The 26,759-nt window shown below is 38.1% G+C and carries 21 protein-coding genes and 2 tRNA genes; 11 read left to right on the top strand and 12 right to left on the bottom strand.

From position 1 onward, the window contains the following. Window positions 1-229 precede the first annotated feature (229 nt). The 3 genes from G7B20_RS00790 to recQ form a co-directional block, all read right to left on the bottom strand. Window positions 230-1,708, bottom strand: a complete 1,479-nt coding sequence (locus G7B20_RS00790; RefSeq protein WP_164108135.1) for an alanine/glycine:cation symporter family protein — start codon at window positions 1,706-1,708, stop codon at window positions 230-232. Window positions 1,709-1,889: 181 nt separating this feature from the next. After that, window positions 1,890-2,705 (bottom strand): 3-deoxy-8-phosphooctulonate synthase, encoded by an 816-nt coding sequence (kdsA, locus tag G7B20_RS00785; protein ID WP_164108134.1) that lies wholly within the window; start codon window positions 2,703-2,705, stop codon window positions 1,890-1,892. Between the two features lie 15 nt (window positions 2,706-2,720). Then, a complete protein-coding gene (recQ, locus tag G7B20_RS00780) occupies window positions 2,721-4,910 on the bottom strand; it encodes a DNA helicase RecQ (RefSeq protein WP_164108133.1) in 2,190 nt (729 codons plus the stop codon). Between the two features lie 92 nt (window positions 4,911-5,002). Here recQ and G7B20_RS00775 point away from each other — a divergent pair, with 92 nt between their 5' ends. The 3 genes from G7B20_RS00775 to G7B20_RS00765 all read left to right on the top strand — a co-directional run bounded on the left by G7B20_RS00775 (window position 5,003) and on the right by G7B20_RS00765 (window position 7,910). Further along, entirely contained in the window at window positions 5,003-5,968 is a 966-nt protein-coding gene (locus tag G7B20_RS00775; protein ID WP_164108132.1) for an SIS domain-containing protein, read from the top strand. Window positions 5,969-6,216: 248 nt separating this feature from the next. After that, a complete protein-coding gene (locus tag G7B20_RS00770) occupies window positions 6,217-6,591 on the top strand; it encodes a DUF1573 domain-containing protein (protein ID WP_164108131.1) in 375 nt (124 codons plus the stop codon). A 116-nt stretch (window positions 6,592-6,707) separates the two neighbouring features. Beyond that, the gene (locus G7B20_RS00765) at window positions 6,708-7,910 is read left to right on the top strand and encodes a pyridoxal phosphate-dependent aminotransferase (RefSeq protein ID WP_164108130.1); all 1,203 of its coding nucleotides are present in this window, start codon (window positions 6,708-6,710) and stop codon (window positions 7,908-7,910) included. Window positions 7,911-7,959: 49 nt separating this feature from the next. Here the strand turns inward: G7B20_RS00765 and G7B20_RS00760 are convergent, their stop codons facing one another. Next, complete coding sequence (locus tag G7B20_RS00760) at window positions 7,960-9,036, bottom strand: SGNH/GDSL hydrolase family protein (protein ID WP_164108129.1); 1,077 nt, start codon at window positions 9,034-9,036, stop codon at window positions 7,960-7,962. A 60-nt stretch (window positions 9,037-9,096) separates the two neighbouring features. Between G7B20_RS00760 and G7B20_RS00755 the strand changes: the two genes are divergently transcribed. The 3 genes from G7B20_RS00755 to G7B20_RS00745 are packed head-to-tail and all read left to right on the top strand — an operon-like array spanning window position 9,097 to window position 12,908. Next, the gene (locus G7B20_RS00755; RefSeq protein WP_164108128.1) at window positions 9,097-10,464 is read left to right on the top strand and encodes an exonuclease domain-containing protein; all 1,368 of its coding nucleotides are present in this window, start codon (window positions 9,097-9,099) and stop codon (window positions 10,462-10,464) included. Between the two features lie 52 nt (window positions 10,465-10,516). Beyond that, window positions 10,517-11,242, top strand: coding sequence for an SIMPL domain-containing protein (locus G7B20_RS00750; protein ID WP_164108127.1), 726 nt, complete (start codon window positions 10,517-10,519; stop codon window positions 11,240-11,242). Between the two features lie 34 nt (window positions 11,243-11,276). Further along, window positions 11,277-12,908, top strand: coding sequence for an ABC-F family ATP-binding cassette domain-containing protein (locus tag G7B20_RS00745; protein WP_079641785.1), 1,632 nt, complete (start codon window positions 11,277-11,279; stop codon window positions 12,906-12,908). Window positions 12,909-12,939: 31 nt separating this feature from the next. On the opposite strand, the gene G7B20_RS00740 is transcribed toward G7B20_RS00745, so the two are convergent. The 3 genes from G7B20_RS00740 to dnaE form a co-directional block, all read right to left on the bottom strand. Further along, complete coding sequence (locus G7B20_RS00740) at window positions 12,940-13,803, bottom strand: pirin family protein (protein WP_164108126.1); 864 nt, start codon at window positions 13,801-13,803, stop codon at window positions 12,940-12,942. A gap of 137 nt (window positions 13,804-13,940) precedes the next feature. Further along, the gene (gene trxA / locus G7B20_RS00735; protein WP_079641789.1) at window positions 13,941-14,258 is read right to left on the bottom strand and encodes a thioredoxin; all 318 of its coding nucleotides are present in this window, start codon (window positions 14,256-14,258) and stop codon (window positions 13,941-13,943) included. 90 nt (window positions 14,259-14,348) lie between these two features. Further along, a complete protein-coding gene (dnaE, locus tag G7B20_RS00730; RefSeq protein ID WP_164108125.1) occupies window positions 14,349-18,767 on the bottom strand; it encodes a DNA polymerase III subunit alpha in 4,419 nt (1,472 codons plus the stop codon). A 165-nt stretch (window positions 18,768-18,932) separates the two neighbouring features. On the opposite strand from dnaE, the gene G7B20_RS00725 reads away from it, so the two are divergent. Next, window positions 18,933-19,184, top strand: coding sequence for a PLDc N-terminal domain-containing protein (locus G7B20_RS00725; protein WP_164108124.1), 252 nt, complete (start codon window positions 18,933-18,935; stop codon window positions 19,182-19,184). Between the two features lie 47 nt (window positions 19,185-19,231). Here the strand turns inward: G7B20_RS00725 and G7B20_RS00720 are convergent, their stop codons facing one another. Together G7B20_RS00720 and G7B20_RS00715 are read right to left on the bottom strand one after the other, a co-directional pair. Then, complete coding sequence (locus G7B20_RS00720) at window positions 19,232-19,744, bottom strand: OmpA family protein (RefSeq protein WP_164108123.1); 513 nt, start codon at window positions 19,742-19,744, stop codon at window positions 19,232-19,234. 58 nt (window positions 19,745-19,802) lie between these two features. Continuing rightward, window positions 19,803-22,010, bottom strand: coding sequence for a glucoamylase family protein (locus G7B20_RS00715; protein WP_164108122.1), 2,208 nt, complete (start codon window positions 22,008-22,010; stop codon window positions 19,803-19,805). Between the two features lie 275 nt (window positions 22,011-22,285). Between G7B20_RS00715 and G7B20_RS00710 the strand changes: the two genes are divergently transcribed. From G7B20_RS00710 to G7B20_RS00700, 3 genes are all read left to right on the top strand, one after another. Next, a tRNA-Gly gene (locus tag G7B20_RS00710) sits at window positions 22,286-22,358 on the top strand. A 5-nt stretch (window positions 22,359-22,363) separates the two neighbouring features. Then, window positions 22,364-22,448: transfer RNA gene (locus tag G7B20_RS00705), tRNA-Leu, on the top strand. A gap of 329 nt (window positions 22,449-22,777) precedes the next feature. Then, window positions 22,778-22,978: a hypothetical protein gene (locus tag G7B20_RS00700; protein ID WP_164108121.1), complete on the top strand. Its 201-nt coding sequence runs from the start codon at window positions 22,778-22,780 to the stop codon at window positions 22,976-22,978. On the opposite strand, the gene G7B20_RS00695 is transcribed toward G7B20_RS00700, so the two are convergent. Both G7B20_RS00695 and eno read right to left on the bottom strand, forming a co-directional pair. Then, window positions 22,968-23,267, bottom strand: a complete 300-nt coding sequence (locus G7B20_RS00695) for an FtsB family cell division protein (RefSeq protein WP_164108120.1) — start codon at window positions 23,265-23,267, stop codon at window positions 22,968-22,970. The genes G7B20_RS00700 and G7B20_RS00695 overlap by 11 nt on opposite strands. A gap of 110 nt (window positions 23,268-23,377) precedes the next feature. Then, window positions 23,378-24,676, bottom strand: a complete 1,299-nt coding sequence (eno, locus tag G7B20_RS00690; RefSeq protein WP_164108119.1) for a phosphopyruvate hydratase — start codon at window positions 24,674-24,676, stop codon at window positions 23,378-23,380. A gap of 315 nt (window positions 24,677-24,991) precedes the next feature. On the opposite strand from eno, the gene G7B20_RS00685 reads away from it, so the two are divergent. Continuing rightward, window positions 24,992-26,296, top strand: a complete 1,305-nt coding sequence (locus G7B20_RS00685) for a DEAD/DEAH box helicase (protein ID WP_164108118.1) — start codon at window positions 24,992-24,994, stop codon at window positions 26,294-26,296. On the opposite strand, the gene coaD is transcribed toward G7B20_RS00685, so the two are convergent. Beyond that, window positions 26,286-26,759, bottom strand: coding sequence for a pantetheine-phosphate adenylyltransferase (gene coaD, locus G7B20_RS00680; RefSeq protein ID WP_164108117.1), 474 nt, complete (start codon window positions 26,757-26,759; stop codon window positions 26,286-26,288). The two genes, G7B20_RS00685 and coaD, sit on opposite strands and share 11 nt — an antisense overlap.

Below are 26,759 nucleotides of genomic sequence, written 5' to 3'. Positions count from 1 at the left end.
ACTAAAATTTATATACGATATTTTATACACATAAATGATAAGACAACCTGTGGCACACTATTTGCAATTATACCTTCACTATTTAAACAAACTTAATATTATGAGAAAGCTCTCTTATACCACTTTCTTAATGCTACTCTTTATTGCATTTGTCTTAATATTTGCTACAACATGTATTGGTGGGATTAATTAGGAAATAGGAAAAGGAGTAGTAAAAATTACCTTTTTCCTATTTTTCCCAGAAATCTGCATTTTTAATACCAAGTTCATTAGGATCAAACTCAGGGTCTTCAATTCCACGTTTTCGTTTTGATACATAGTCTTTCCACACCTTCATTGCGGTCTTACTCATTAAGACAATAGCAATTAAGTTAACCCAAGCCATCAAGCCTACACCAATATCTCCTAGATCCCAAGCCAGCTTTGCTGTCTTGATTGTACCAAAATAAGTTGAAAATAAGAAGACAATCCGCAATCCCCAGATAACAGTCTTTTTATTCTTACCCTTCACGATATAAGCCACGTTAGTTTCGGCATAATAATAGTAAGCCATGATCGTCGTGAAAGCAAAGAAGAACAAAGCGATAGCTACAAACTGATTACCAAATTCCGGAAAATGATGTGAGATTGCAGCCTGTGTAAATCCATCAGCAGCAACCCCTGTAATATTTTCCTTTAATAAAGATACAACATGGCCAGACTGATCAAATCTGTTAGCAACGTTGTACATACCGGTAAACAATATCATCAAGGCAGTCGCTGTACAGACGAAGAGCGTATCTACATATACTGAAAAAGCCTGCACCAATCCCTGTTGAGCAGGATGACGTACATCGGCCGCAGCTGCGGCATGAGGAGCTGTTCCTTGCCCTGCTTCATTTGAATAGATACCTCGCTTAACTCCCCAAGCGATTGCCATTCCAACCACCCCTCCAAAAGTTGCATCCAAGCTAAACGCCGAAGTAAAGATAAGTTTGAAAATTGCTGGAATCTGCATAAAATTCATACCGATAACAATCAAAGCCATTAAAATATAAGCCCCAGCCATAAATGGTACAATAAACTCAGAGGCTTGTCCCAATCGCTTCACTCCACCTATAATAATAACTATAAGTAATAGTACGACTACAATTCCCACCCAACTTACAGTCATATCAAAACTACCTAAAGAAATCACAGTGTTGGAATATTCAAATGCATTTGTTATCGTACTGTTAATTGCATTACTCTGAACCCCAGGGAGTAGAAATCCGGTACTCAAAATAGTTATTACTGCAAACAAAACTGCATACCACTTTACCCCCAATCCCTTTTCTATATAATAAGCCGGCCCACCTCTAAACTCTCCACCCTCTTTTTGTTTATAAACCTGCGCTAGAGTCGATTCTACAAAAGCAGAGGCAGATCCCAAAAACGCTATGATCCACATCCAAAAGACAGCACCGGGCCCTCCCATAAATATGGCTGTAGCAACACCAACGATGTTACCTGTACCTACACGTCCAGAGATTGCCAACGCAAAAGCTTGAAACGAAGATATTCCCTCTTTCGACTTCTTCTTCTTAAAAAGAAGGTGAACCATCTCTTTTAAGTAACGAATTTGAAGAAATCCTGTCCGCAAAGAGAAATAAAGGCCTATCGACAAACAGAAGTAAATAAAAAAATCGCTCCAAACATAACTTGAAATAGTCGAAATAAGATGTTCCATTAATTAAGGATAGCTGTTATAATTGTCATTTATTCTGTAAATAAAAGTATTTTTTAGGAGAAACTTAAAAAATATTCTAAAAAATCCGAAAATAAATTAAACAGTAAAGGCGTTCCTAAAAAACGCCTTTACTGTTTAAAATTTCAACAACAAACCGAAAACATCATCTTGCTATTTTCTCCTACATGACCGCCTCACGTAAACGTACCAGTTTTTGCATCAGTCCCTCAAGCAAATCCAAATGTAGCATATTTGCACCATCAGACTTTGCATTTGCAGGGTCAGGATGTGTTTCAATAAAAAGACCATCGGCTCCCACTGCAATAGCAGCTTTAGCAATGGTCTCAATCAAAGCGGGCTTCCCTCCAGTTACTCCCGTTGTTTGGTTAGGTTGTTGCAAAGAATGTGTACAATCCATTACGGTGGGTACTTGAAAAGAACGCATCGTCGGGATACCTCTAAAATCTACTATCAAATCCTGATAACCAAATGAGTTTCCTCTATCCGTCAAGATCACCTTATCATTTCCAGAATCTTTAACTTTATCAACAGCAAATGCCATTGACTCAGCAGATAAAAACTGTCCTTTCTTAATGTTAACCACTTTCCCTGTTTCTGCTGCTGCAGCTAACAATTCTGTCTGTCTACATAAAAATGCTGGAATCTGTAAAACATCAACATAGGCTGCTGCCATTGCAGCTTCATGACTTTCATGGATATCTGTTACCGTAGGTATCCCAAATTCACGTCCCACCTTTTCTAAAATCTTAAGTGCTTTTTCGTCGCCTATCCCTGTGAAAGAATCAATCCTTGAACGATTTGCCTTTCTATAAGACCCTTTGAAAATAAAGGGAATACCCAACGAATCTGTGATACGAATAATCCGCTCCGCTATTCGAAACGCAATTTCTTCCCCTTCAATTGCACAAGGTCCAGCCATCAAAAAGAACTGCTTGGAACCGCCATTTTTGATCTCTGGCAAATATTTATCAATCATCTTTTTCCTAATTTCCTAATTTCCTAATTCTGATATAAATTTGATCCGCATAAGTTGAATATCCTCATACGTGTAGTCTACCTCTCCTAACTCAGCCAAAGCTTCTTTGATAGAGTCAACCTCCGCTGATTTAAAATAATCATACACTTCGTCCTGCCTATCTTGATCAATCATTTCATCAACAAAATAACTAATATTGAGTTTCGTTCCGGAATACACAATAGACTCGACTTCCTTCAGCAAATCTTCATAGGTGATTCCTTTAGATGAAGCAATATCTTCTAAACCTATTTTTCGGTCAATATTCTGAATAATACTTACTTTCAACGCAGATTTGTTTGCCGTACTTTTGACAATTAAATCTTGGGGTCTATCGATTCCTTTTTCTTCCACATAACCCTTAATTAATTCCACAAAGGAAGCTCCAAACTTCACCGCTTTACCAGCACCTACTCCATGCACTTGTTTCATCTCCTCCATTGTTATCGGATATAGGGTACACATCTCTTCCAACGAAGGGTCCTGAAAAATGACAAATGGAGGCAAAGACTTCTGTTTGGCAATTTTCTTACGTAGATCTTTCAACATCCCCAACAGTTCGGTATCAAGAGCTCCTGAGGATTGCTTTGGTTCCTCGGCCCCATCCTCATCAGCAGCCTCCATAGGTTTATTAAGGATAAACTTAATAGCATATGGATTATTGAGATAACGTTTACCGTCTTCTGTCAGGGCGAGTAGCCCATAATGGTCGATATCTTTCTTTATAAAATCTGCGAGTTCCGCTTGTCGAATTAGGGAATTCCAATAGTTTACCCCCTGTTCCTTGCCAGAACCGAATAACTTATGATCGTCGTGTTTATAAGAAGAAATCGGTTGGTTATTCTGTCCCAAAAACACATTGATAATATGATGGTCATCAAATTTATCCCCTTCTTCTTTGATAAAACTCAACATTTTTATAAGATCCTCTTCCGCATCGAAATACATCTTTTGTGCACGACAGTTGTCACACATACTATTACAACCCGTTTCATCAAATTTTTCTCCAAAATAGTGTAATATTTGTTTTCGGCGACAAACAGACGACTCCGAGTAATCAATAACTTCTTTAAGAATTTGCGTACCTATCTCACGTTCAGAGACAGGTTTATCTTTCATGAATTTCGTCAGCTTCTCAACATCCTTCTTGGAATAAAACGATACACAGACTCCTTCACCTCCGTCACGACCAGCACGTCCCGTTTCTTGGTAATATCCCTCCATAGACTTTGGAATATCGTGATGTATAACATAACGTACATCCGGCTTATCAATCCCCATTCCAAAAGCTATTGTAGCGACTATTACTTCAACATCTTCCATAAGGAATTTATCTTGCGTATCAGCACGGGTTTTAGCATCCAACCCAGCATGGTATGGAAGAGCCTTAATTCCATTAATATTTAACACCTCCGCAATTTCCTCAACCTTCTTCCGACTCAAACAGTATATTATCCCAGTCTTACCAGCGTTTCCACGAATAAACTTAACGATCTCCTTCACAACATTCTTTTTACTTCTAACCTCATAAAATAAATTAGAACGATTGAATGACGACTTAAACAATGTAGCATCATTCATCTGTAGATTCTTTCGGATATCAGACTGTACTTTTGGAGTAGCGGTAGCTGTCAGCGCAATAATTGGGATATCCTCGCCTATTCCATTAATAATCGAACGTATCTTGCGATACTCCGGGCGAAAATCATGTCCCCACTCCGAAATACAATGGGCTTCATCTACAGCAACGAAGGAAACCTTTATATTTTTCAAAAACTGTACATTATCTTCTTTCGACAAGGATTCAGGAGCGACATAAAGTAACTTTGTCTTGCCTTCAGTAACATCACTTTTTACTTTGGTAATTTCACCTTTTGTAAGCGAAGAATTCAAAAAGTGTGCAATACTATCTGTTCCCCCAAAAGCACGTAATTGATCCACCTGATTTTTCATTAAGGCTATCAAAGGCGATATTACTATAGCTGTACCATTGCTCATCAATGCGGGCAATTGATAGCAAATTGACTTGCCCCCTCCCGTGGGCATGATAACAAAGGTATCTTTTTTATTTAAAATGTTAGTAATAATGGCTTCTTGATCCCCTTTAAATGTATCAAAACCAAAGAACTCTTGGAGATTGTCGTACAAAGATTTTTCTATTTCCATCTGCGCAGCTACAAAATTAGAAGGTGGTCACCTATCTAAAATTTAAATAACTTATTTTTGTGAATTGTATTATAAAAATAAGGAGATTTTCCGTGAAAAGCAATTCAGAAATAAAAAAAGAGGCCATCGCAGTACTGGAGCTTGAAGCTCAAGCCCTACTAAATTTAGCAACCAAAATTAATGATGATTTTGTGCAGGTTATACACCTTATTCTAAACCTTCGCGGAAGAGTAATCCTAACCGGCATCGGAAAAAGTGCCATCATTGCTCAGAAAATTGTTGCAACCCTAAACTCTACGGGTACACCCTCCATCTTTATGCATGCTGCTGACGCTATACATGGGGACTTGGGAATAATACAGAAAGATGACTTAATCATCGCAATCTCTAAAAGCGGAAATACCCCCGAGATAAAAGTTTTAATTCCTTTTCTCAAACAAACACAAAATAAGCTTATCGGTCTTGTAGGGAACACAAAATCTTATCTAGCAGAACAATCTGACTATGTGCTAGATACTACGGTAGAAAAAGAAGCTTGCCCCAATAACCTAGCTCCTACGACAAGTACGACCGCACAACTAGCAATGGGCGATGCATTAGCAGTATGCTTACAGACCGCAAGACAATTTACAGACCAGGACTTTGCCAAATTCCATCCAGGCGGAGCGCTTGGTAAGCAACTTTATCTCAAGGTAGGTGATGTCTCCAACCTCAATGCGAAACCCTTTGTACACAAAGAGGATTCCATAAAACAACTGATAATAACTATTACAAAGCATCGTCTAGGCGCCACAGCAGTCATTGACAACGAACAGATTGTAGGTATTATTACAGATGGTGATATCCGGAGAATGCTAGAAAAATATGACGATATTTCCGGATTAAGGGCTGCTGACATCATGTCTAAAAAACCAAAGGAAATTGAGGTAAGCGAACTTGCTGCAAATGCTTTACATAAAATGAGAGAAAATAACATTTCTCAATTATTAATTACGCAAAATGGTGATTACTCCGGCATAATACATATCCAAGATCTGCTAAAAGAAGGTATAATTTAAATTACAAGTCACATATTCTAGTCCAATAGACAAACAATTAATGTAAAAATATTGTTGTTAAAGACTGCCGTCAAAGTATGTTCAAATAAAACAATTACTTTTGGCATATCTATTGAAGAGAGTTAAGTATACAATTTATAGATACAAAAACTAGTTAATTACAAAATATGAATTACTCATGTAAAGCGCGAAGCCCGAACAATCATGTGTATTCCATATGACAGATAAAAATATAATACAAAACACATATGAAAAATTTATTAAATATAGCAACAGTATTAATTGCTTTCATCTCATTATCTGCGATGGCTGTCGCAGTTGGAGAATTCAAATTTGAGAAAGAAACCCACGATTTTGGCACTATACCTTTTAACAAGCCTGCGAGCTATGAATTCGTATTCACTAATGGTGGAGATGCTCCTATTATTGTTTCTGAAGTCGCTCCATCCTGCGGGTGTTCTGTTGCTGATTTTTCAAAAGCTCCAATTAAACCAGGTGATTCCGGTAAAATTAAAGTAACATACAATGCAGCAACTAAAGGCCCTTTCACAAAATCGTTTACTGTTAAGTCAAACACTAAGACTCCTGTAAAGACATTGACCGTAAAAGGTAACGTTGAATAAAACAACAACCCAAAAAGCATATAAAAAGCCGTAACCGATCAAAACTGTTACGGCTTTTTTATACCCTCTCTTTTCGTATCTTTGTACACTATTTTAACACATTAAACTATAGTTATATGCCAAAGATATCACAAAAAGGCATGGATATGCCAGCTTCTCCAATACGAAAACTTACTCCTTTTGCAGATCATGCGAAAAAGGAAGGAAAGAAAATATATCATTTAAACATTGGACAGCCTGATATCCAAACACCGGAGATAATGTTAAACGCTTTAAAAAACATAGACTTTAAAGTGTGGGCCTATACTCCTTCTGAGGGAACCGCCTCCTATCGTAATAAACTAGCAGAATATTACAATAAACTAGAATACGATATACAACCTACCGATATTTTGGTTACAAATGGTGGTTCCGAAGCTATCACAATAGCCATGCAATCCTGTCTTAACCCAGGTGAAGAAATCATCATTCCAGAACCCTTTTACGCAAACTACAACGGATTTGCCTGTTCTTCAGATATAATAATAAAACCGATAGTATCTCATATAGAAAATGGCTTTGCATTGCCCTCTATCGCTGATTTCGAAAAGGTTATTACCGAAAAAACAAAAGCTATTGCGATATGCAATCCAAACAATCCAACAGGGTATCTTTATTCACGTGAAGAATTAGAAGCGTTAAAGGCCATCTGTATCAAGCACGATTTATACCTTTTCTCCGACGAAGCTTATCGAGAATTCTGCTACGACGGTCGTGAATTTATTTCTCCTATGCACTTAGAGGGACTTGAAAACAATGTTGTTGTTTTAGACACCGTATCAAAGCGTTACTCTGCCTGCGGAGCCCGAATCGGTTGCTTGATAACTAAAAACAAAGGTCTTTATCAAACTGCTTTAAAATTTGCCCAAGCACGCCTAAGCCCATCATTAGAAGGGCAAATTGCAGGCGAAGCCGCCGTAGACACGCCTGATTCCTATTTTGAAGCGGTTTCAAAAGAATATACAGCCCGTAGAAATACATTAGTAAAAGGGTTAAATAAAATTGATGGCGTATTCTGCCCTAACCCCGGGGGGGCATTTTATGTTGTAGCAAAATTACCAATTGACAACGCAGATAAATTTTGCCAATGGATGTTGGAAAAATTCTCTTACGAAAACGAAACGGTCATGATGGCGCCAGCAACAGGTTTCTACAGTACTGTTGGGCTAGGATTAAATGAAGTTCGTCTAGCCTATGTCCTAAATCAAGAAGATTTGAAACGTGCTTTAATCTGCTTAGAAAGAGCACTTCTAGAATATCCCGGTAGAAAAGAGTTCTAATACTCTTCTGAAAGAAAAGGTCTAAGTAATTACTTAGACCTTTTCTTTATTAATTGATCTGGTGCTTCTTGATAACATCGAGTACGAAAGGTTCAATTTCCGCTACCATCCGCATGAAACCTAAATCGCTGGGATGTGTACCATCGGTAGTCGCCTCATGATCATCCCCCAATAAACGGTCAGTATCCAGATAATAAAGCGATTTCATACCTTTCGCAAGGAGCTTATCGTATTCCGCTTTCCAATTGTCATTTTGCTGCGTGTTACGCTTACCCCAGCTCTGATTAAAATGACTAAGTTCCCTTACTACTGACGGAATCATAATGATCGGTGTATTCGGATGTTTATCGCGCAAGTAAGACACCAAATAGGATGTCCGTTCCGTAACTTGTTCGGGTGAAGAATTAGGCACACAATCCAAAATAAATAAATCAGGATTGGTATCTCCCAACATGTGCACAACTCCCTTCTCCATTTTCGCACTACCGCTCACCCCAAAATTCAAAAAATTAAACCCTGTACGTCTCGACAGAATCGCAGGATACGCCATACCTGGACGACTAGCTGAAGCCCCATGAACAATACTAGACCCGTACACAACGATATTACCTTTAAAAGGATTAGACAAAGGGGCAAAACTAGATCCATTTTGCACTCCAATCTCTAAAGATTTAGTTTCATCGTATAGCGGAAGATAAATTAAAAACTCCTTATCCGTATTATCAAGGTCCTCTAAAATCAAGGATTCTTCACAAGAGTTAATCGTCCCCTTAGAACCAGCATATTGCCACATTCCTTTTCCATTTCTGATATAGACGTCTAATCCCTTATTTGCTATAGCAGTGAGGTTAAGTCCTACTTTTTTATCTGTGGTACACCACTTTGCATATAATTGTGGAGAGTTAGATCTAAAAGTAACAAATAGCCCTGCACTATTCGTATACAGCTTTTTCACGCCAGTAGGCATATCTCCATATTTTACAGTATCAACACGATGAAACTGCTCCGTTGTTTCAAAATACTTACCATACACTGGCAGTTTGTAAAAGCTTTTGCCTTGACCTTGAGCAAAAAGGCTACCCAAAAATAGGCCTCCGACAATTAAGAATATTAAGCGTTTTTTCATTACAATAAAATTAATAAAAATCTGCTCACTACCAACTAATATAATTAGTATTTTTGGAATATGGAATATGCAATAGTGGATATAGAGACTACAGGCTCTTATGCAGGGGATAATGGAATTACAGAAATCGCTATTATAGTACACAATGGAGAACATGTCTTAGAGAAATTCGAAACACTCGTCAACCCTGGAACCATCATTCCTTATCATATTCAATCACTCACTGGAATCAATAACGATATGGTTGCTCATGCTCCATCATTCAGTGATATTGCAAAAAAAGTCTACAGCATATTACAGAAGCGTGTATTCGTTGCACACAACGTTAATTTCGACTACTCTTTTATAAATCAAGAACTCAAGAAAGCGGGTTATGACTGGAAGGCGCCAAAACTTTGTACAGTTCGCCTATCCCGCAAAATCTTCCCTAATCTAGCTTCCTATAGTCTTGGCAAATTATGTCAAAATCTAGAGATACCGATTCATCACCGTCATCGCGCTATGGGCGACGTAGAGGCTACGGTCACACTATTCGAAAGACTTCTAAAAAACGATACCGAGTCAATTATTGGGACAACACTAAAAAACACCAAAGAGCATAGATTACCTACTCACATCAATCAAGAAGACTTTTTGCAATTGCCAGAGTCTGCTGGCATTTATTTTTTCAAGAATAAAAGCGACAAAATAGTCTATATAGGGAAGGCGGTGAACATAAAAAAGAGAGTATTAAGTCACTTTAGTGGAAATAATAGCTCTCAAAAAAGGCAATTATTCATTAACGAAATTCACCGCATTGACTATCAAGAGAGTGGTACCGAATTAATGGCACTTCTCATGGAGTGTAAAATGATAAAGCAACATTGGCCGATACACAATCAAGCGTTAAAAAAGTTTGAACCTAAGTTCGGTCTCTTTGAATACGAGGACCAACGAGGCTACAAACGTTTATTGGTTTCAACATTCAACAAGCAAGCCAAAGCGATACAGTATTTTGAACGTGCAATAGAAGCGAATCAGCTCCTTCTAAAATTAATGGATGAATATGAACTCTCACCAAAATTATGTTATTTTTACTCCGTACGTCCAGAACATAAAATAGCTGTAGATTACAACAACATTGCTGCTGTAAAAGATTATAATGACCAAGTAAACCAAGCATTAGATTCAGTAATTAGACAACGCAGTACTTTTCTAATTATGGATCAAGGGAGGTGTTTAGATGAAAAATCTTACATTTATTTTAAGGATGATCAGTTAGCTGCATTTGGTTTTATCCATGTAGAGAATCAAAACACCCAAATTGAAGATCTTATTTCTGAAGCAGATAAATGTATAAGTAACTTCTACATGAACACGTTGGTTTTACAATATGCGGAGCGATTCCCCAGCAAAGTGCACAAAAAAAACATCGGGTATAATCTGTAAAATTATTTATGGAAATTATTGCCTAGTTTCATCCTTATTTAAATATAAAATTATGGCAAAACAATTCAAATCACTTCCCCTTTTGATTACATGTATTTTTGCAACTGCTACATTTATTTCCTGTAGTAACAGTAATACGGAAAATCAGAACCATATCCGAGTCAGTGGCGAAGGAAAAATCCGCGTAATGCCCGATCAAGTTACATTAACCATCAACGCTAGTTTTTCAAAACCAAAAATGGTGGATGCCGTTCGAGAGACACAAGCGACTGTAGATACAGTAATGCGTATACTTGAAAGTTTTGGAAATAAAGAACAGGATATCAAGACCAGTAGTATATCGGCCAACAAAGACTACCAATATGTGGGTAGCAATTACAAATTTGTAGGATTTCAAGCTCAACAAACTATAGATTTCGTCCTTCATGATTTGAATAAGTTCACGGAGCTAACCGCGAAATTATTAGACACAAAAATAAGTAGCATCGCTCAGATTCAATTTAATCACTCTAAGGCTGACAGCATCCTTAGAGAAGCCGACCTGATCGCCTATGACGATGCATTAAAATCTGCGAATAAAATTGCCGATAGAGCCGATGTCAGACTAGGAAAACTTCTATTCCTATCCAATGACGGATCAGGTAGCGATGCCACAGGTTACAGTAGTGGCGAACGCATAGATACGTACAACAAAGGTTTTGGAGGACAAGGGTTTAAAATCGCGCCCGAAGTGATCGAATTCAAGAGAACCATCACTACCGAATTTGCCATAAAATAGGGTTGGTAAATAAAATAAACCTTATCTTTGCGCCATGATTAATGTATCCAATCTATCCCTTCGTTTTGGCAAACGTGTGCTATTCGAGGATGTCAATTTAAAATTCACTCCTGGAAACTGTTACGGCATTATTGGTGCTAACGGTGCGGGTAAATCCACGTTTTTAAAGATCATCTCTGGAGAGGTGGATCAAACTACAGGATCTGTTTCTTTCACTCCTGGAGATAGAATGTCGGTCTTAAGTCAAGATCACTATGCTTTCGACGAATTTACAGTTTTAGAAACTGTAATGATGGGAAATCAAGAGCTGTACAAAATCATGAAAGAGAAAGACGCTATCTACATGAAAGAAGACTTCTCTGATGCAGATGGTGAGCGTGCAGGAGAACTAGAGAGCTTATTTGCTGAAATGGACGGATGGAACGCGGAGTCCAATGCCGCTACCCTTTTAAGCAGTTTAGGTATTAAAGAAGAATTCCATTATAAGTTAGTCTCAGAAATAGATGGTAATCAAAAAGTTCGTGTCTTATTGGCACAAGCCTTATTTGGAAAACCTGACATTTTAATTCTCGATGAGCCTACCAACGACCTGGACATTAAGACTATTGCTTGGTTAGAAGACTTTTTAGCTTCTTACGAAGCGATCGTACTAGTCGTTTCCCATGACCGTCACTTCTTGGATGCTGTATGTACACATACTGTTGATATAGATTTTGGAAAGATGACGATCTATACTGGTGCTTACTCTTTTTGGTACGAATCTTCACAACTAGCCTTAAAACAACGAGCAGATCAGAATAAGAAAACAGAAGATAAGGTAAAAGAACTTCAAGAATTTATTCGTCGCTTCTCAGCAAATGCCTCAAAATCAAAACAAGCTACATCACGTAAAAAGGCCTTAGATAAAATCAATATTGATGAAATCCAACCTTCGAATCGTAAATATCCTGCTATCATGTTCAACACGATGAACAGAGAACCTGGAGATCAAACGTTGCATGTAGAAGGATTGAGCAAGACAGTAAATGGCGAAGTTTTCTTCAAAGACATTACTTTCATGATCAATAAAGGTGATAAAATAGCTGTATTAGGAGCCAATTCCTTGGTTACTTCGGCATTCTATGATATTATCTCCGGTCGTGATACAGATTACCAAGGGGATATCAAATGGGGAATTACCATCACTCCTGCAGATATGCCGATGGACAACTCATCCTATTTTGACGGTGTATCTGACAATCTTGTAGATTGGTTAAGAGGCTACACATCCAATCCAGATGCAGATGAGCAGTTTATACGCGGTTTCTTAGGTAAAATGCTATTTTCTGGCGAAGAGGTTATGAAAAAAGTATCTGTTCTATCTGGAGGAGAAAAGATGCGTTGTATGTTTTCCAAAATGATGTTACAAGGTGCAAACTTTTTAATCTTCGATGAACCGACAAACCACTTGGATCTCGAATCCATTACAGCATTAAACAACGGCATGAAAGATTTCAAAGGCTCAATGTTGTTTACATCTCGAGATCATGAATTAACGGAAACAGTCGCAAATCGTATTATTGAATTAACACCCAATGGAATCATAGACAAGCTGATGACCTATGACGAATACATCAATTCAGAAGCTGTACAAGCACAGCGTGAAGAAATGTATAAGGTAAAATAAAAAAGAGCGGGTATACCGCTCTTTTTTTTATTTATTCCAAATTTCCAAATTTGCCTGTATTGAAGTCTTCAAAGGCCTGCTGTATTTCTTCCATTGTATTCATTACAAACGGACCGTAGGATGCAATTGGTTCATCAATAGGCTCCCCACTTAACACCAGAACTATAGCATCATCATCCGCATTAACAGTGAATTTATCCCCATCGTTATAAAATAGAACCATTTTATCCGTAGCAGCTTTAAATGTATCATTCACAGTAACATTCCCTGAGATAACCAATAATGCTGTATTGAAATGGGCTGGAAAATCAAATTCGACAACAGCTCCTTTGTTAAGCTTAGCGTTCATCATGTGCAAAGGCGTAAAGGTAGACGCCCCTCCTTTAATACCATTATATTCTCCTGATATCACTTCAATTATCCCTGCATTTTTTTCCAATTCTACCTTAGGTATATCTGCATGCACCAACGCCTGGTATTTAGGCGCACTCATTTTGTCTTTAGCTGGTAAATTTACCCAAAGCTGTACCATCTGAAAATCCCCCCCTGTTTTACTCCATTCTGTTTCGTGAAATTCCTTATGCAATACACCAGAGGCCGCTGTCATCCACTGTACGTCCCCTTCACCTATTACACCTCCTCCTCCAGAACTATCACCATGCTCTACACGTCCTTTGTAGGCTATAGTCACCGTTTCAAAACCTCTATGTGGATGCACACCTACACCTTTAGGGATGGCACTTGGTGGAAAATTATATGTTGAATTATAATCCAACATAATAAATGGACTCATCCTTGACATCGGAGCATAACTCGGAATAAAATTATGAACTCTAAATCCATCTCCTACGAAATGGGCTGGCTTTGGGTTAAAAATATTTTCTACAGTTTTCATTTATATTACCTCCTTAAGTTTACACTACAAAGATAATACGGTTGTCATTCCCAAAACTTAATGTAGGTTAAGAAAGTATAGAACACAAAAAAGCACTCATTTCTGAGTGCTTTTCCTAAATATATTTTTAAATAATTTTATAATTGCTTATCCAATTTTTCAGCCAGTACTGATTTTGGAACTGCACCAACCTGCTTATCTACAATTTCACCATTTTTAAAATACAATAATGCAGGAATATTTCTGATACCAAAACGAACCGATATCTCTGGGTTATTGTCTACGTTTACTTTACCAACAACAGCCTTACCGTCGTATTCTTTTGCGATCTCATCTACGATCGGACCTACCATACGACAAGGACCACACCACTCTGCCCAAAAATCAATTAATACAGGTTTATCCGCTTTCAAAACAAGCTCTTCAAAGTTGCTATCTGTAATTTCTAATGCCATAATAATATCCTCTTTTTATAATTTAATACAAATATAATCAATTGCCCACAATTGTAATCTAATCGGATTGTAATAAATATCTATACCTTATCAATTTAATTTATACTTGACACCCTCCATTTTATCCAACTCATCTATCAACTCATTAGTCAACTTTATTTTAGTTGTTTTAGCCGGCATCTCGACAAGAAATCCTTCCTGCAAATCCATGACTGTAAATTTTAAACTACAATTGGGTAACTCTCCCTCTTCAACTGTCGCATTGACCAGCCCATCAATCGCGCGGATCATCTCTTCGTTAAGCTGCTGCAAAGCGATCTGTATCGTAAAACTCTTTGCTAGTTTATCACGTAGATCAGACAGTAATTGAATACTCTTGATCTCAAAACCCCAATTCCCCACCTGCTTAAAACGCTCCTGTACCAATCCTCGAATCTGGACAAAATAACCATCCTGCAAATAGCCTTTAAACTTAACATAGTCCTCTCCAAAAACAGCTATCTCATAAGAATCGGAATAATCTTCTATCACAAAAGAACCAAAAGGCTTACCATTTTTAGAAACCCGATGAGCAGCATTGGCTATTATACCACCAACAACAGCCTCCTTATTTTTGATTCTATTGAAATCCAATAATACATCTTCTTCTACCTCAGAGGCTTTGACTTTATTTATCAATTGTAGATCCCTCACCGTATTACTACAAAAATACTGGATCTCAAACTTGTAGTTATCAAGCGGATGACTCGTAAGATAGATTCCAATTACATCCTTTTCGTATTTCAACTTTTCAATCAGTCCCCATGGTGTACACGGCGCTAGGACAGGTTCTGGCAAATCGGCAGCCGCCCCTCCGCCAAATAGACTAGCCTGGGCCGATTGTTCATTTTCCTTAAAACGTTGGCCAAACTTAATAGCCTTTTCTATCCCAGTACTATTGTCACCATCTTTATAAAAATACTGTGCACGATGTGTATCCGTAAAACTATCAAAACCGCCAGCATGCACCAAACTTTCAAAAGCTTTCTTATTGGCCGAACGTAAATCGATTCGCTTTGCGAAATCAAATATCGATTTATAGGGTCCTTCACTACGTGTCTGCACAATCGTATCTACAGCTCCTGCACCAACACCTTTCACAGCTCCTATACCAAAGCGAATAGCTCCTTTCTCATTTACAGTAAACTTATAATGCGATTCATTGACATCCGGGCCTAAAACGAGCAATCCCATTCGTTTACATTCTTCCATAAAGAAGGTAACCTGCTTGATATCATTCATATTATTAGAGAGTACAGCAGCCATATATTCTGCAGGATAATTCGCTTTTAAATAAGCTGTCTGATAAGCCACCCACGCATAACATGTGGAGTGGGATTTGTTGAATGCATAACTTGCAAAAGCCTCCCAGTCCGTCCAAATCTTCTCAAGCACTTTGGCACTATGGCCTTTTTCTACCGCTTGTTCGACAAACTTAGGTTTCATTTTATCAAGTACTGCCTTCTGCTTCTTACCCATTGCCTTACGCAGTACGTCGGCATCACCTTTGGAGAACCCAGCCAACTTTTGCGACAAAAGCATCACCTGCTCCTGATAAACCGTAATCCCGTACGTCTCTTTCAAATACTCTTCACAAGCATCCAAATCATAGACAATGGGCTCAATTCCGTGCTTCCGCTTAATAAAAGAAGGGATATATTCCATTGGACCAGGTCTATATAACGCGTTCATGGCAATCAAATCCGCAAAAACAGTAGGCTTCAGCTCCTTCATGTATTTCTGCATACCAGGAGATTCATACTGGAACACCCCAATAGTCTCTCCACGCTGGAACAGCTCATATGTCAACTCATCATCAATAGGAAATTCATCTGGATCCAATTCTACACCATGTCTCAATTTCACATTCGCGACCGTATCCTTTATCAGCGTTAATGTCTTTAACCCCAAAAAGTCCATTTTGAGCAGTCCAGCACTCTCTACTACCGAGTTATCAAACTGGGTGACATACAAGTCAGAGTCTTTCGCTAAGGAAACAGGAACGAAATTGGTAATATCATCCGGCGTAATAATAACACCACAAGCATGGATTCCTGTATTACGCATAGAGCCCTCAAGCACCCTCGCCTGTTTGATTGTCTCAGCCTCCAGTCCTGCGCCATCGGCCAAAGATTTCAGACGATTGACCGCATCTAATTCCTCCGTACGCAACACTTCTTTGAGTGCCTTTTCTTCCAAATTGAAAATCTTGCTTAGTTTCAAGTTTGGAATTAATTTAGCAATCTCATTGGCATCCGAAAGAGGTAGATCCAAAACACGAGCAGTATCTTTGATCGAAGATTTTGCGGCCATCGTCCCGTAGGTAATAATCTGCGCAACCTGTGATGCTCCATACTTGTCAATTACATATTGCATGACACGACCGCGTCCCTCATCATCAAAATCGATATCAATATCCGGCATGGATACACGGTCAGGATTTAAAAACCGTTCAAATAGTAAATCATACTGAATAGGATCTAGGTTCGTAATACCTAGACAATAGGCTACGGCAGACCCCGCAGCAGATCCGCGCCCTGGTCCTACAGAAACCCCCATTTTACGAGCCTCTGCAATAAAATCCTGTACGATCAAAAAGTAACCTGGATATCCTGTACGTTCGATAGTAGCCAATTCAAAATCCAAACGTTCAGTTACCACCTCATCAATTTCCTTATACCTTTTGCTGGCCCCAACATAAGTTAAATGTCTCAACAGCGCATTTTCACCTCGCTTACCTCCATCCACTTCATCTTCTGCATGCTGAAATTCTGCAGGTATTTCAAATTTAGGCAAGAGGACATCCCGATTGAGCGAAAATATTTCGACTTTATCCAAAATTTCCTGAATTGTCAAAATAGCTTCAGGCAAATTAGTAAAAGCCTTCTTCATTTCTTCAGAAGATTTAAAGTAGTATTCTTGATTCGGCATACCAAAACGGAACCCTCTTCCCCTGCCTTTTGGAGTGGAAAGTTTTTCTCCGTCTTTTACACACAGTAAAATATCATGCGCATGGGCATCAACCTTATTCACATAATAGGTATTATTACTCGCCACTAATTTCACCTCATGCTTACGCGACAAACGGATTAAAGTCTCATTAACACGCTCCTCATCTTCTTGGCCATGGCGCATCACCTCAATATAAAAATCATCGCCAAATTGTTGCTTCCACCATATCAAGGCCTCTTCAGCTTGGTTCTCTCCCACGTTTAGCACTTTACTCGGCACCTCCCCCTGAAGGTTTCCTGAAAGAACTATTAGATCTTCCTTATATTTCTCTACAATGCTCTTATCAATCCGCGGAACATAATAAAAACCTTCTGTATAAGCCGCTGATGCCATCTTGGCCAGGTTATGATAACCATTTTTATTCTTGGCTAGAAATACAATCTGATACCCGTTGTCTTTTCTAGTTTTATCTTTCCTATCCTCACACACAAAAAATTCACAGCCCACAATAGGCTTAATAAGCTGCCCTGTAGGAGCTAAGCCAGCTTCAATTTCTTCTTTCTGTTTTATTTCGATATCTTTATTATGAGCGAGGACCTTACTCACAAAATGAAAAGCGCCCATCATATTACCATGATCCGTCAGTGCAACAGCAGGCATATTATATTTTGCCGCAGCCGATACTAGATCTCCAATAGAAATCGTAGACTGTAAAACTGAAAACTGAGAATGGTTATGCAGGTGTGCGAACGCGGCATTCTTTAGCGCCTCCAGACTTTCTTCATCAATAACAATATCTTGTCCAGATTTATCTCGTGCACGGATAGCATCAGACGCAGCTTTAAGATTAATATGTTTAAGTCCGACCGTAGAAATTGCCGAAGGATTATGCTGTTTAAAGTCAACAAAATATCCGGTATCAACTTGTAAGTCTTCCGCCGTAAAAACCTCTTGGCGTACTAACTCAAAGAAACATCGAGTGGTAGCCTCTACGTCGGCCGTTGCATTATGTGCTTCGGCAAATGGTACCCCAAATAGATAAGAATGGAGCTCAGTTAGGTTAGGTAACTTAAAACGTCCACCCCGTCCACCAGGAAGCTTAAGTAGATTCGCCGTCACCTCAGTACATGTATCTAAGACAGGCATACCACTCATAGGAGACTCTACATTATACCTGTAAAACTCCGACCCCATAATATTAATATCGAACCCGATATTTTGGCCTACAACAAACTTAGCTTTTGAGAGTGCTTCATTAAACTTAACAAGAACATCCTGTAAGGGTACACCATTTTCAGTGGCCAAAGCTGTAGAAATTCCGTGTATTTTCTCGGAATCGAAAGGAATATCGAATCCATCCGGTTTTATGAGATAGTCCTGATGCTCAATCAAATTCCCTAATTCATCATGCAATTGCCAAGCAATTTGAATGCATCTAGGCCAATTGTCCGTATCGGTAATCGGAGCATCCCATCTTTTCGGCAAACCCGTTGTTTCGGTATCAAATATAATATACATAGTCTATCCCCCTTAATCAAAACAAAAATAGGCAAATAAGACTAGATATTATCGACATTATTTCCACACTCATTTCTTTATTAATACAAAAAACCAATAAATATTTGATTGTATTTTATTCAAAAAACATTAAATTTCAAAACCAATTAGAAAACCCTAAGAATCATGCATATTTTACTTTTTTTAAATATAGGTACACAAGAAATGATACTTCTTGCGGTATTTGCTATTGCTGGTCTAGCCCCTTTGATTTTTGCCGTACTAGCGTTGATTGATATATTCAAAAGAGATTTCGCTCAAAAATCGACAGATCGTATCCTATTAATCTTACTTGTGCTTCTTCTTCCCATTTTCGGATCAATTATATATTTTGTAGGATTGAGAGATAGCTATCCCTTAAATAGAAAGGTTGTATAAATCAATATACAACCTTTCTATTATCTTCACCTTATAACAGCTAGCTGTTACTGCAGAATCGTAACTTCGACTCTTCTATTTTTTTGTCTACCTTCAGGAGTCTTGTTATCCCCCACAGGTTTAGATGGACCAAATCCCTTTGTACTGATTCGCCCGCCAGACACACCAGCTTCCTCTAAATATTTCTTTACAGAAGCCGCTCTCTTATCGGACAGCCAAACATTATATTCCTCTGTACCTGTCGCGTCCGTATAACCATCTACCCTTATTTTTTTAGTCTTATCTTCCTTCATCAACTTCGACAATTTGGTAAGCTCTACTTTTGCTTTATCGGTCAAATACGACGAATTAGTGGGAAACAACAAATCAGATGACAATGTAAACTTAATACCTTCGGAGGTTCTTGACGCGTCCTCAAACTCGCTTTTTACATTTTTCAAGCCATCGTCTGTACCGTCCTTCGAAACTACTGCACCAGGATTAACAACTATTTGCTGTTGCTTACATGATGCAAAAAACAACACCGTGGCACTTACTGAAAACAAAAAGATCTTCTTCATATAATAACAATCTATCTAAAAATACAATTCTTCAAAGTATAAACTAATATAGCAAAATTTAGTCATTCTGCTCTTCGCCTTTTAAAAACAATTCTCTTCGGGCCTTCTTCAATTCAGGAATTTCTTTATATAACTGCCAAATAAATCCTGATTTTGCATTTTCCAACATTACTGCAATTGCCCCTTGATTCAGCGCTAAATATTCATCAGAGACATCATTATTCCGCAAATCCAACCATGACCGAAAACCGTACTCTGTAAACAGTATATGTCCATACTGTCCATACAATGCTAATACGGACGCTATCCCTAGCTCTGGATCAGCAATAATAGACGAAGGTGCTATTGCAGGATTTATCCTGTAGTTACCTACACTGTCTCTATGTTGATAAAAGCCCCAAATATCACTATCAGTAGTTCCAACTCCCAATTCATTATCCCGTCGCTTTACATAATGAACATACGACGCCAAAACTTCATCCCAATTTATCACGGAGTCGCTTAGGATCTTGGGTTGAATCGTAAGGAAAGGTTTGTATAAATCCATTAAACTCCCCGCTAGCTCCCCCATAGGAAGATAAACACCAAATTTTGTAGAAGGCTGTAAAACGGAAAATCTCGTGACTGAATCAACCTGAACAATCTCTGTTAATCCAGCTGACAAATCTTCATGAACTAAACTATCAGCATATATGTCTGTATCCAATTCCTCTAACGCTTCATACCGATAGGCATTAAAAGTATTATAAACAGCATTTGTATAAACAGATGCCGGCAGAGGATACCTCGAAGCACCAATTGCCAGTAAATAAGTATTGATTGCATCATTTGTACCGGACAACAATGTCATACTATTCGAAGCTCCGGATTTTTCATCTTCCATCAAGCTTAATTTCGACCGAAGGATATTACTTCGGTCATCAACTACCAGCTTCTGCCAATCAATTCTATCGTACAAGGCAGTTATCCTACTTCGAAGATCTTTCTCAGATTCATTTTCATCTGAAAAATACTGTCGCGCGATCAACAAAGCCTCTATAAGCGAGGCCGTTCCATTAACGTCATAGGAAGAAAATCCCCTCCTATATTCTGGAACACCTTTTCGTCCATCAAAATACGCTGGAAACACACCGTATTTATTTTGAGATCTCAACAAAAAGTAAGCAATCTTAGAAACACGGTTTAAAACGACCTGTTTAGGGATAAACTTCCGTTCGACACCAATAAGTAAAGCCAAAATAGCGCTTGCTGTCTCCTTTGTTGAAACCACCGCCTTATCCTTAGACCTATACGGCATATACATACCACTATTAATATCGAAATTTTCAAAAAAATAATTGACATGGGCCATCTGAATAAGATCTAGGATATCACTATTATCTAACTTTTTTGTGGAAGCCTCTTTTATTGTGGAAAATAATGATTCTCCGTAATTATAATCCATCCAGGTAATCTTGTAGAAATACTTTTGTCCGACCACCGGAACGACATCAAGACTAGACTGCATTTGCACCGGTCTCATCCCTATCGGCTTAAATACCTGACCATCTTCAGACCGATAAATTTTGATGTAGCGTATACTTGGAGTTAAAGGGAGTTGCCATTTCAGATGAACAATCCTGTCATAAGCAACAGCATCCGTCAACACCGCTTTCGAACTCAATTTCACTTCAGAATATTTTTGAGGCAAAAACTCAATCTGATCTATAAAGACATGATGAATATCCTTGGATGTTGCATGCTGTATAAAATGTATACCATTAATTGGTTCGTCTGTATTGAGTATCTTAAAATCCTTTGTTGGTATTTTTATCTGTACCCATTTACCTATTTCAAAATCATCTATATATTTACTTACGTCTAATGTATCAGAAACTGTATTTTTTTGGCTGACATATAGTCGAGGTAAATCCTTCACATCTGTGAATTTAGACTTAACGTATATACGAATACTCAAGAAATCAGTATTTGAAAAGCGATAATGATATTTCTGCCTACTATAACGTATATTAACCTCCCAGTGCCCTTCAATTTCCGAAAGATATCGAAGAGATAAAGCATTACCTGGTGTAAAAAACAACGTATCAGAGACTAATAAATGTCCATTCACATTTTCCACCCAGCTTGCACCTGCATATTGCACACTGCTTTTAGCGTAACTTCCTTTAACCAGACTATTATCAAATACTACCTCTGGGTATGTATCAGACCATACAGATGAAGAAAGACAAAAGAGAAAAACAATCAGTAAACCGAATTCTTTCATATATATTTAATTTGCTTTTTAATCATCATACGGAATATCCAAAGTAATCTCACCCGTGTCTGTGCGGTTCTGCTACATGGATATTTCATATCCTTTTTATTGTTTTAGTCCTCAAAATTAAGCAAAAACCTTGCATAAACAGCCTACAACAAGTAAAATCTTCATTTCATTAAAAATTAATTCACACAGATTGAGCATTTTATAAGAAACCTCGACCAATATGAAATAAAAAATTTCACATTTTCAATTTTCTATCTATCTTTGCAGCACGTCAAGCGAAAGTAGCTCAGTTGGTAGAGCACAACCTTGCCAAGGTTGGGGTCGCGAGTTCGAATCTCGTCTTTCGCTCAGTTGCCTAGGTGGTGGAACTGGTAGACACGCAGGACTTAAAATCCTGTTCCCGTTAAGGGAGTGCGGGTTCGATTCCCGCCCTAGGTACGATAAAAGACCAATCTTTCGATTGGTCTTTTTTTATGCCTCATATTTTTTAAGAATGCGCCCGCATCCAACTGTCCTTCATATAAAAGTCCGTTAAACTCCGCTCAAGTCCGCCCTAACTTTAGTATAACAAGACTATCCCCTATGCCATACACGCCAGTTCCCGCTATTCAAAAACTAAATATCAGTACGTAAAATCAAAAGCTCTTTACCGAGCGAAGCCCTCCTTTCACCGAAAAGTTTATAGTGCTCATCTAAAACATAGATCTGATCCTGCAAATTCGAATTACTTTTAACAGAAACAAATAACACTCGAAACAAATAAAATCATGAAAAATCTGATTGCATGGATAGTCACCTCATTGTTCCTGTTACTATCCACTTTATCAAAAGGTGCGAATGCATATGAACTACAGGCCGAGAAAGACACAAGCAAGGAGGATTACTTTATGCTACCCAAAGAAAAAGAGAATCTGCAAAATTGGGGATTAATCAAAAAAAGGGAAAAGAATCAACTGATCAATCCTTAGGATCGATTTCAGTGATTACATACACATCCTCATTCGCCTTCTTCATTTTATATTTTTCACGGGCGATACGCTGGATTTCACTAGGATTATACTGAGCATCTTTAATCGCTTTTTCGATATTTTCAGTCTCTGACGAATAGAAAGCTTTCTCTTGCTCCAACTTATTTCGTTCCTGTTGATAACCTATCTGCGTCGCTACATCGTATCTATCAAAGAAAAACATCCATATTAAAAAAGCAACACCAGATATAAGGAACCGGTTTTTAACTAACGAAACTATTCTTTCCATGACACAAAAATAACACAATGATTCGACTTTACCTTTAAACTTATAAAATTTGATTGTAAAAACAAAAGGAGGCTTAAGCCTCCTTTTGTTTTTACAATCAAAATACATTATTATTTCTTGATCGCGTATTTAAAATTCTTGCCGATAAATCTCGCATTTGCACCGAGTTCTTCTTCGATACGCAACAATTGATTGTATTTTGCCATACGATCAGAACGTGAAGCAGAACCTGTTTTAATCTGACCACAGTTCAACGCTACCGCTAAATCTGCGATTGTAAAATCCTCCGTTTCTCCCGAACGGTGAGACATTACCGAAGTATAACCACTGTTTTGTGCAAGTGTCACCGCATTAATCGTTTCTGTCAACGATCCGATTTGATTTACTTTAACCAATATTGAATTTGCAGTACCCGTATCGATACCCTGTTGCAAACGTTTTGTATTTGTAACAAATAAATCGTCACCTACCAACTGAACACGTCCACCAATTTTTTCGGTCAGCAACTTCCATCCAGCCCAATCATCTTCCTGCATACCATCTTCAATCGAAATGATCGGATATTTCTCAGACAATTCTGCTAAATAAGCAGCTTGCTCTTCGGAGCTGCGAATCGCGCCTTTTTCGCCTTCAAATTTCGTATAATCGTATTTACCGTTTACATAAAACTCAGATGCTGCACAATCCAATGCTAAACAGATATCAGAGCCAGGGATATAACCAGCTGATTCAATAGCTTTCAATACAGTCTCAATAGCATCTTCAGTCCCATCAAAGGTCGGCGCAAAACCTCCTTCGTCACCTACTGCAGTAGATAAACCTCGGTCGTGTAAGATTTTCTTCAAATTATGAAACACTTCTGTTCCCCAACGTAACGCTTCAGAGAATGAAGGTGCGCCAACTGGCATAATCATAAACTCTTGGAAAGCGATAGGCGCATCAGAATGCGAACCACCGTTGATAATGTTCATCATTGGGATAGGTAGTGTATTTGCATTAACCCCACCTATATAACGGTACAATGGTTGACGAGATTCCTGTGCAGCTGCTTTAGCAACAGCCAAAGAAACACCTAGAATAGCATTAGCACCCAACTTACCTTTATTTTCAGTACCATCAAGATCAATCATGATCTTGTCAATTGCATTCTGTTCAAAAACATCAACACCTTCCAAAGCTTGCGCTATTGTCGTATTAACATTTTCTACAGCTTTCAAAACACCTTTACCCAAGTATTTCTTTTTATCACCATCACGCAATTCTACAGCTTCATGAACACCTGTAGAAGCTCCAGAAGGAACAGCAGCTCTACCCACAAAACCATTTTGTGTAGTAACATCAACTTCAATTGTTGGATTCCCGCGCGAATCTAAAATCTGGCGCGCATGTACATCGATAATTAAACTCATTTTCTTTTATAAGGTTATGACTTAAACACAGCTAACACTTAGTGTATTAATAACACTAATATACAACACATATTCTATAATTCAAAAATAGAAATTATATATGAAATATCCATGGTGTACAAATCTGCTAAAGCAAATAAAACTTTCAGAAAAAAAAGCCTTCAATCGGGGAGATTGAAGGCTTTTTAACTAACCAATTATTAACCTAAATTATGAATACTAAGTACTTATCAAAACTTATGCCAAAAAAGTTTTTACATCACAACTATAAAACGCTTTCTCAGAAAAACACTTAGAAAAAAGTATCTTTGCAGCATGGAATTGATAACACTTTTAAAAAGACTACAGATTGAAGATCTGAACAAAATGCAAAAAGAGACATTGTCTCAATTTAGCTCAGAAAGAGATTTTATACTTCTCTCCCCGACTGGATCTGGAAAGACATTGGCTTTTAGTCTGTTGATAGAACAGTTAATTCTAAACAAAAAGAATCAGGTACAGGTATTATTAATTGTCCCCACCAGAGAGCTAGCCCTACAGATTGAATCTGTTGTTAAAACAGTCATCAAAGGACATAAAATATTATGTTGTTACGGGGGGCACGACACCAAGATAGAAAGAAATGCACTAAAAGAAGCTCCCGCAATATTAATCGGAACCCCAGGTCGGATAATATATCATCTAGAACGCTTTCATTTTTCGACAGATGGTATCCATACGCTGGTTTTAGATGAATTTGATAAGTCTTTAGAGTTAGGCTTTCAGGATCAGCTCGCAACCATTACAACAGCAACACATGCTATTGAACGAAAAATTTTAACCTCAGCCACTGATCTGGATCAATTTCCAAATATTCTTTCATTGCATAACCCGGTCAAACTTGACTTTTTGGCGGATGCAGAAAACAAACCCGCAATACATTTCAAAAAAACAGTATCTCCAGCTCAACATAAACTAAAAACACTATTCCGACTGCTATGTAGTCTTGGCAACCAAAAGATCCTTATCTTTTGTAACCACCGGGAAGCTGTCGATCATATTAGTGAGCTACTAGAAGATAGAGAATTGATTCACGATATGTTTCATGGCGGATTAGAACAACGAGATCGCGAATTAGCCATCCTAAAATTCAGAAATAATAGCAATAGGATACTCCTTACGACCGACTTAGCAGCCAGAGGTTTGGATATTCCTGAGATCGACACAATCATACACTATCAATTACCAAACAAGGAAGATGCTTTCGTTCACAGAAATGGGCGAACAGCCCGAATGAACAATACGGGAGAGGTAGTCATTATGTTAAAACCGGATGACAATTTTGCTTACCTTCCGGAAGATACACAAGAAATTATACTAGAAGACGAGTATCCTCTGCCCGAGAACACACCGTATTCTACTCTATACATTCCCTTCGGAAAAAAAGATAAAGTGAACAAGATTGATATCGTGGGCTATATCCTTCAAATCGAAGGTTTAAAAAAAGATGATATAGGTCTAATTGAAGTAAAAGACAGAGAGTCCTATATCGCGGTAAAAAGAAATATTGCCTCACTAATCATCAAGAACGGCGGAAATGGAAAAATAAAAGGTAACAAAATAAAATTTTTCAGGACTTAGTATCCAAAAAAGCTCTTACTTCAGGAGGAACCAAGCTATCGACTAGACCTCCATTTTTTAATATATCACGTACTATAGTCGAAGATATGTGACCAGTACCACTACGGCTTAGCAAAAAATAGGTTTCTATCTCTGGCGCCAATATGAGATTATTCTGAGCTATTGCATCTTCATATTCCAAATCCTTAGAATTTCGCAATCCCCTAAGGATAAATTTAGCACCTATACGTCTGCAATAATCAACTGTAAGACCTGAAAACAGATCAACAACGACTCTTTCTTCATTTTTATAAAGCGCTTGTATAGCTTTCTTTCGTCGTTCAAAATCCATCAATCCACTTTTTGCAGCATTAACACCGACCGCAATATGTACCTTATCAAATAAAGTTAATGAGCGATCTACCAAATCTTTGTGAGCGAACGTGAATGGATCGAACGATCCTGGAAAAAGAGCTATTTTCAT

Source organism: Sphingobacterium sp. xlx-96 (genome assembly GCF_011007365.1).
Classification (GTDB): Bacteria; Bacteroidota; Bacteroidia; order Sphingobacteriales; family Sphingobacteriaceae; genus Sphingobacterium; species Sphingobacterium luzhongxinii.
This window is presented reverse-complemented; position numbering and strand designations above follow the sequence as displayed.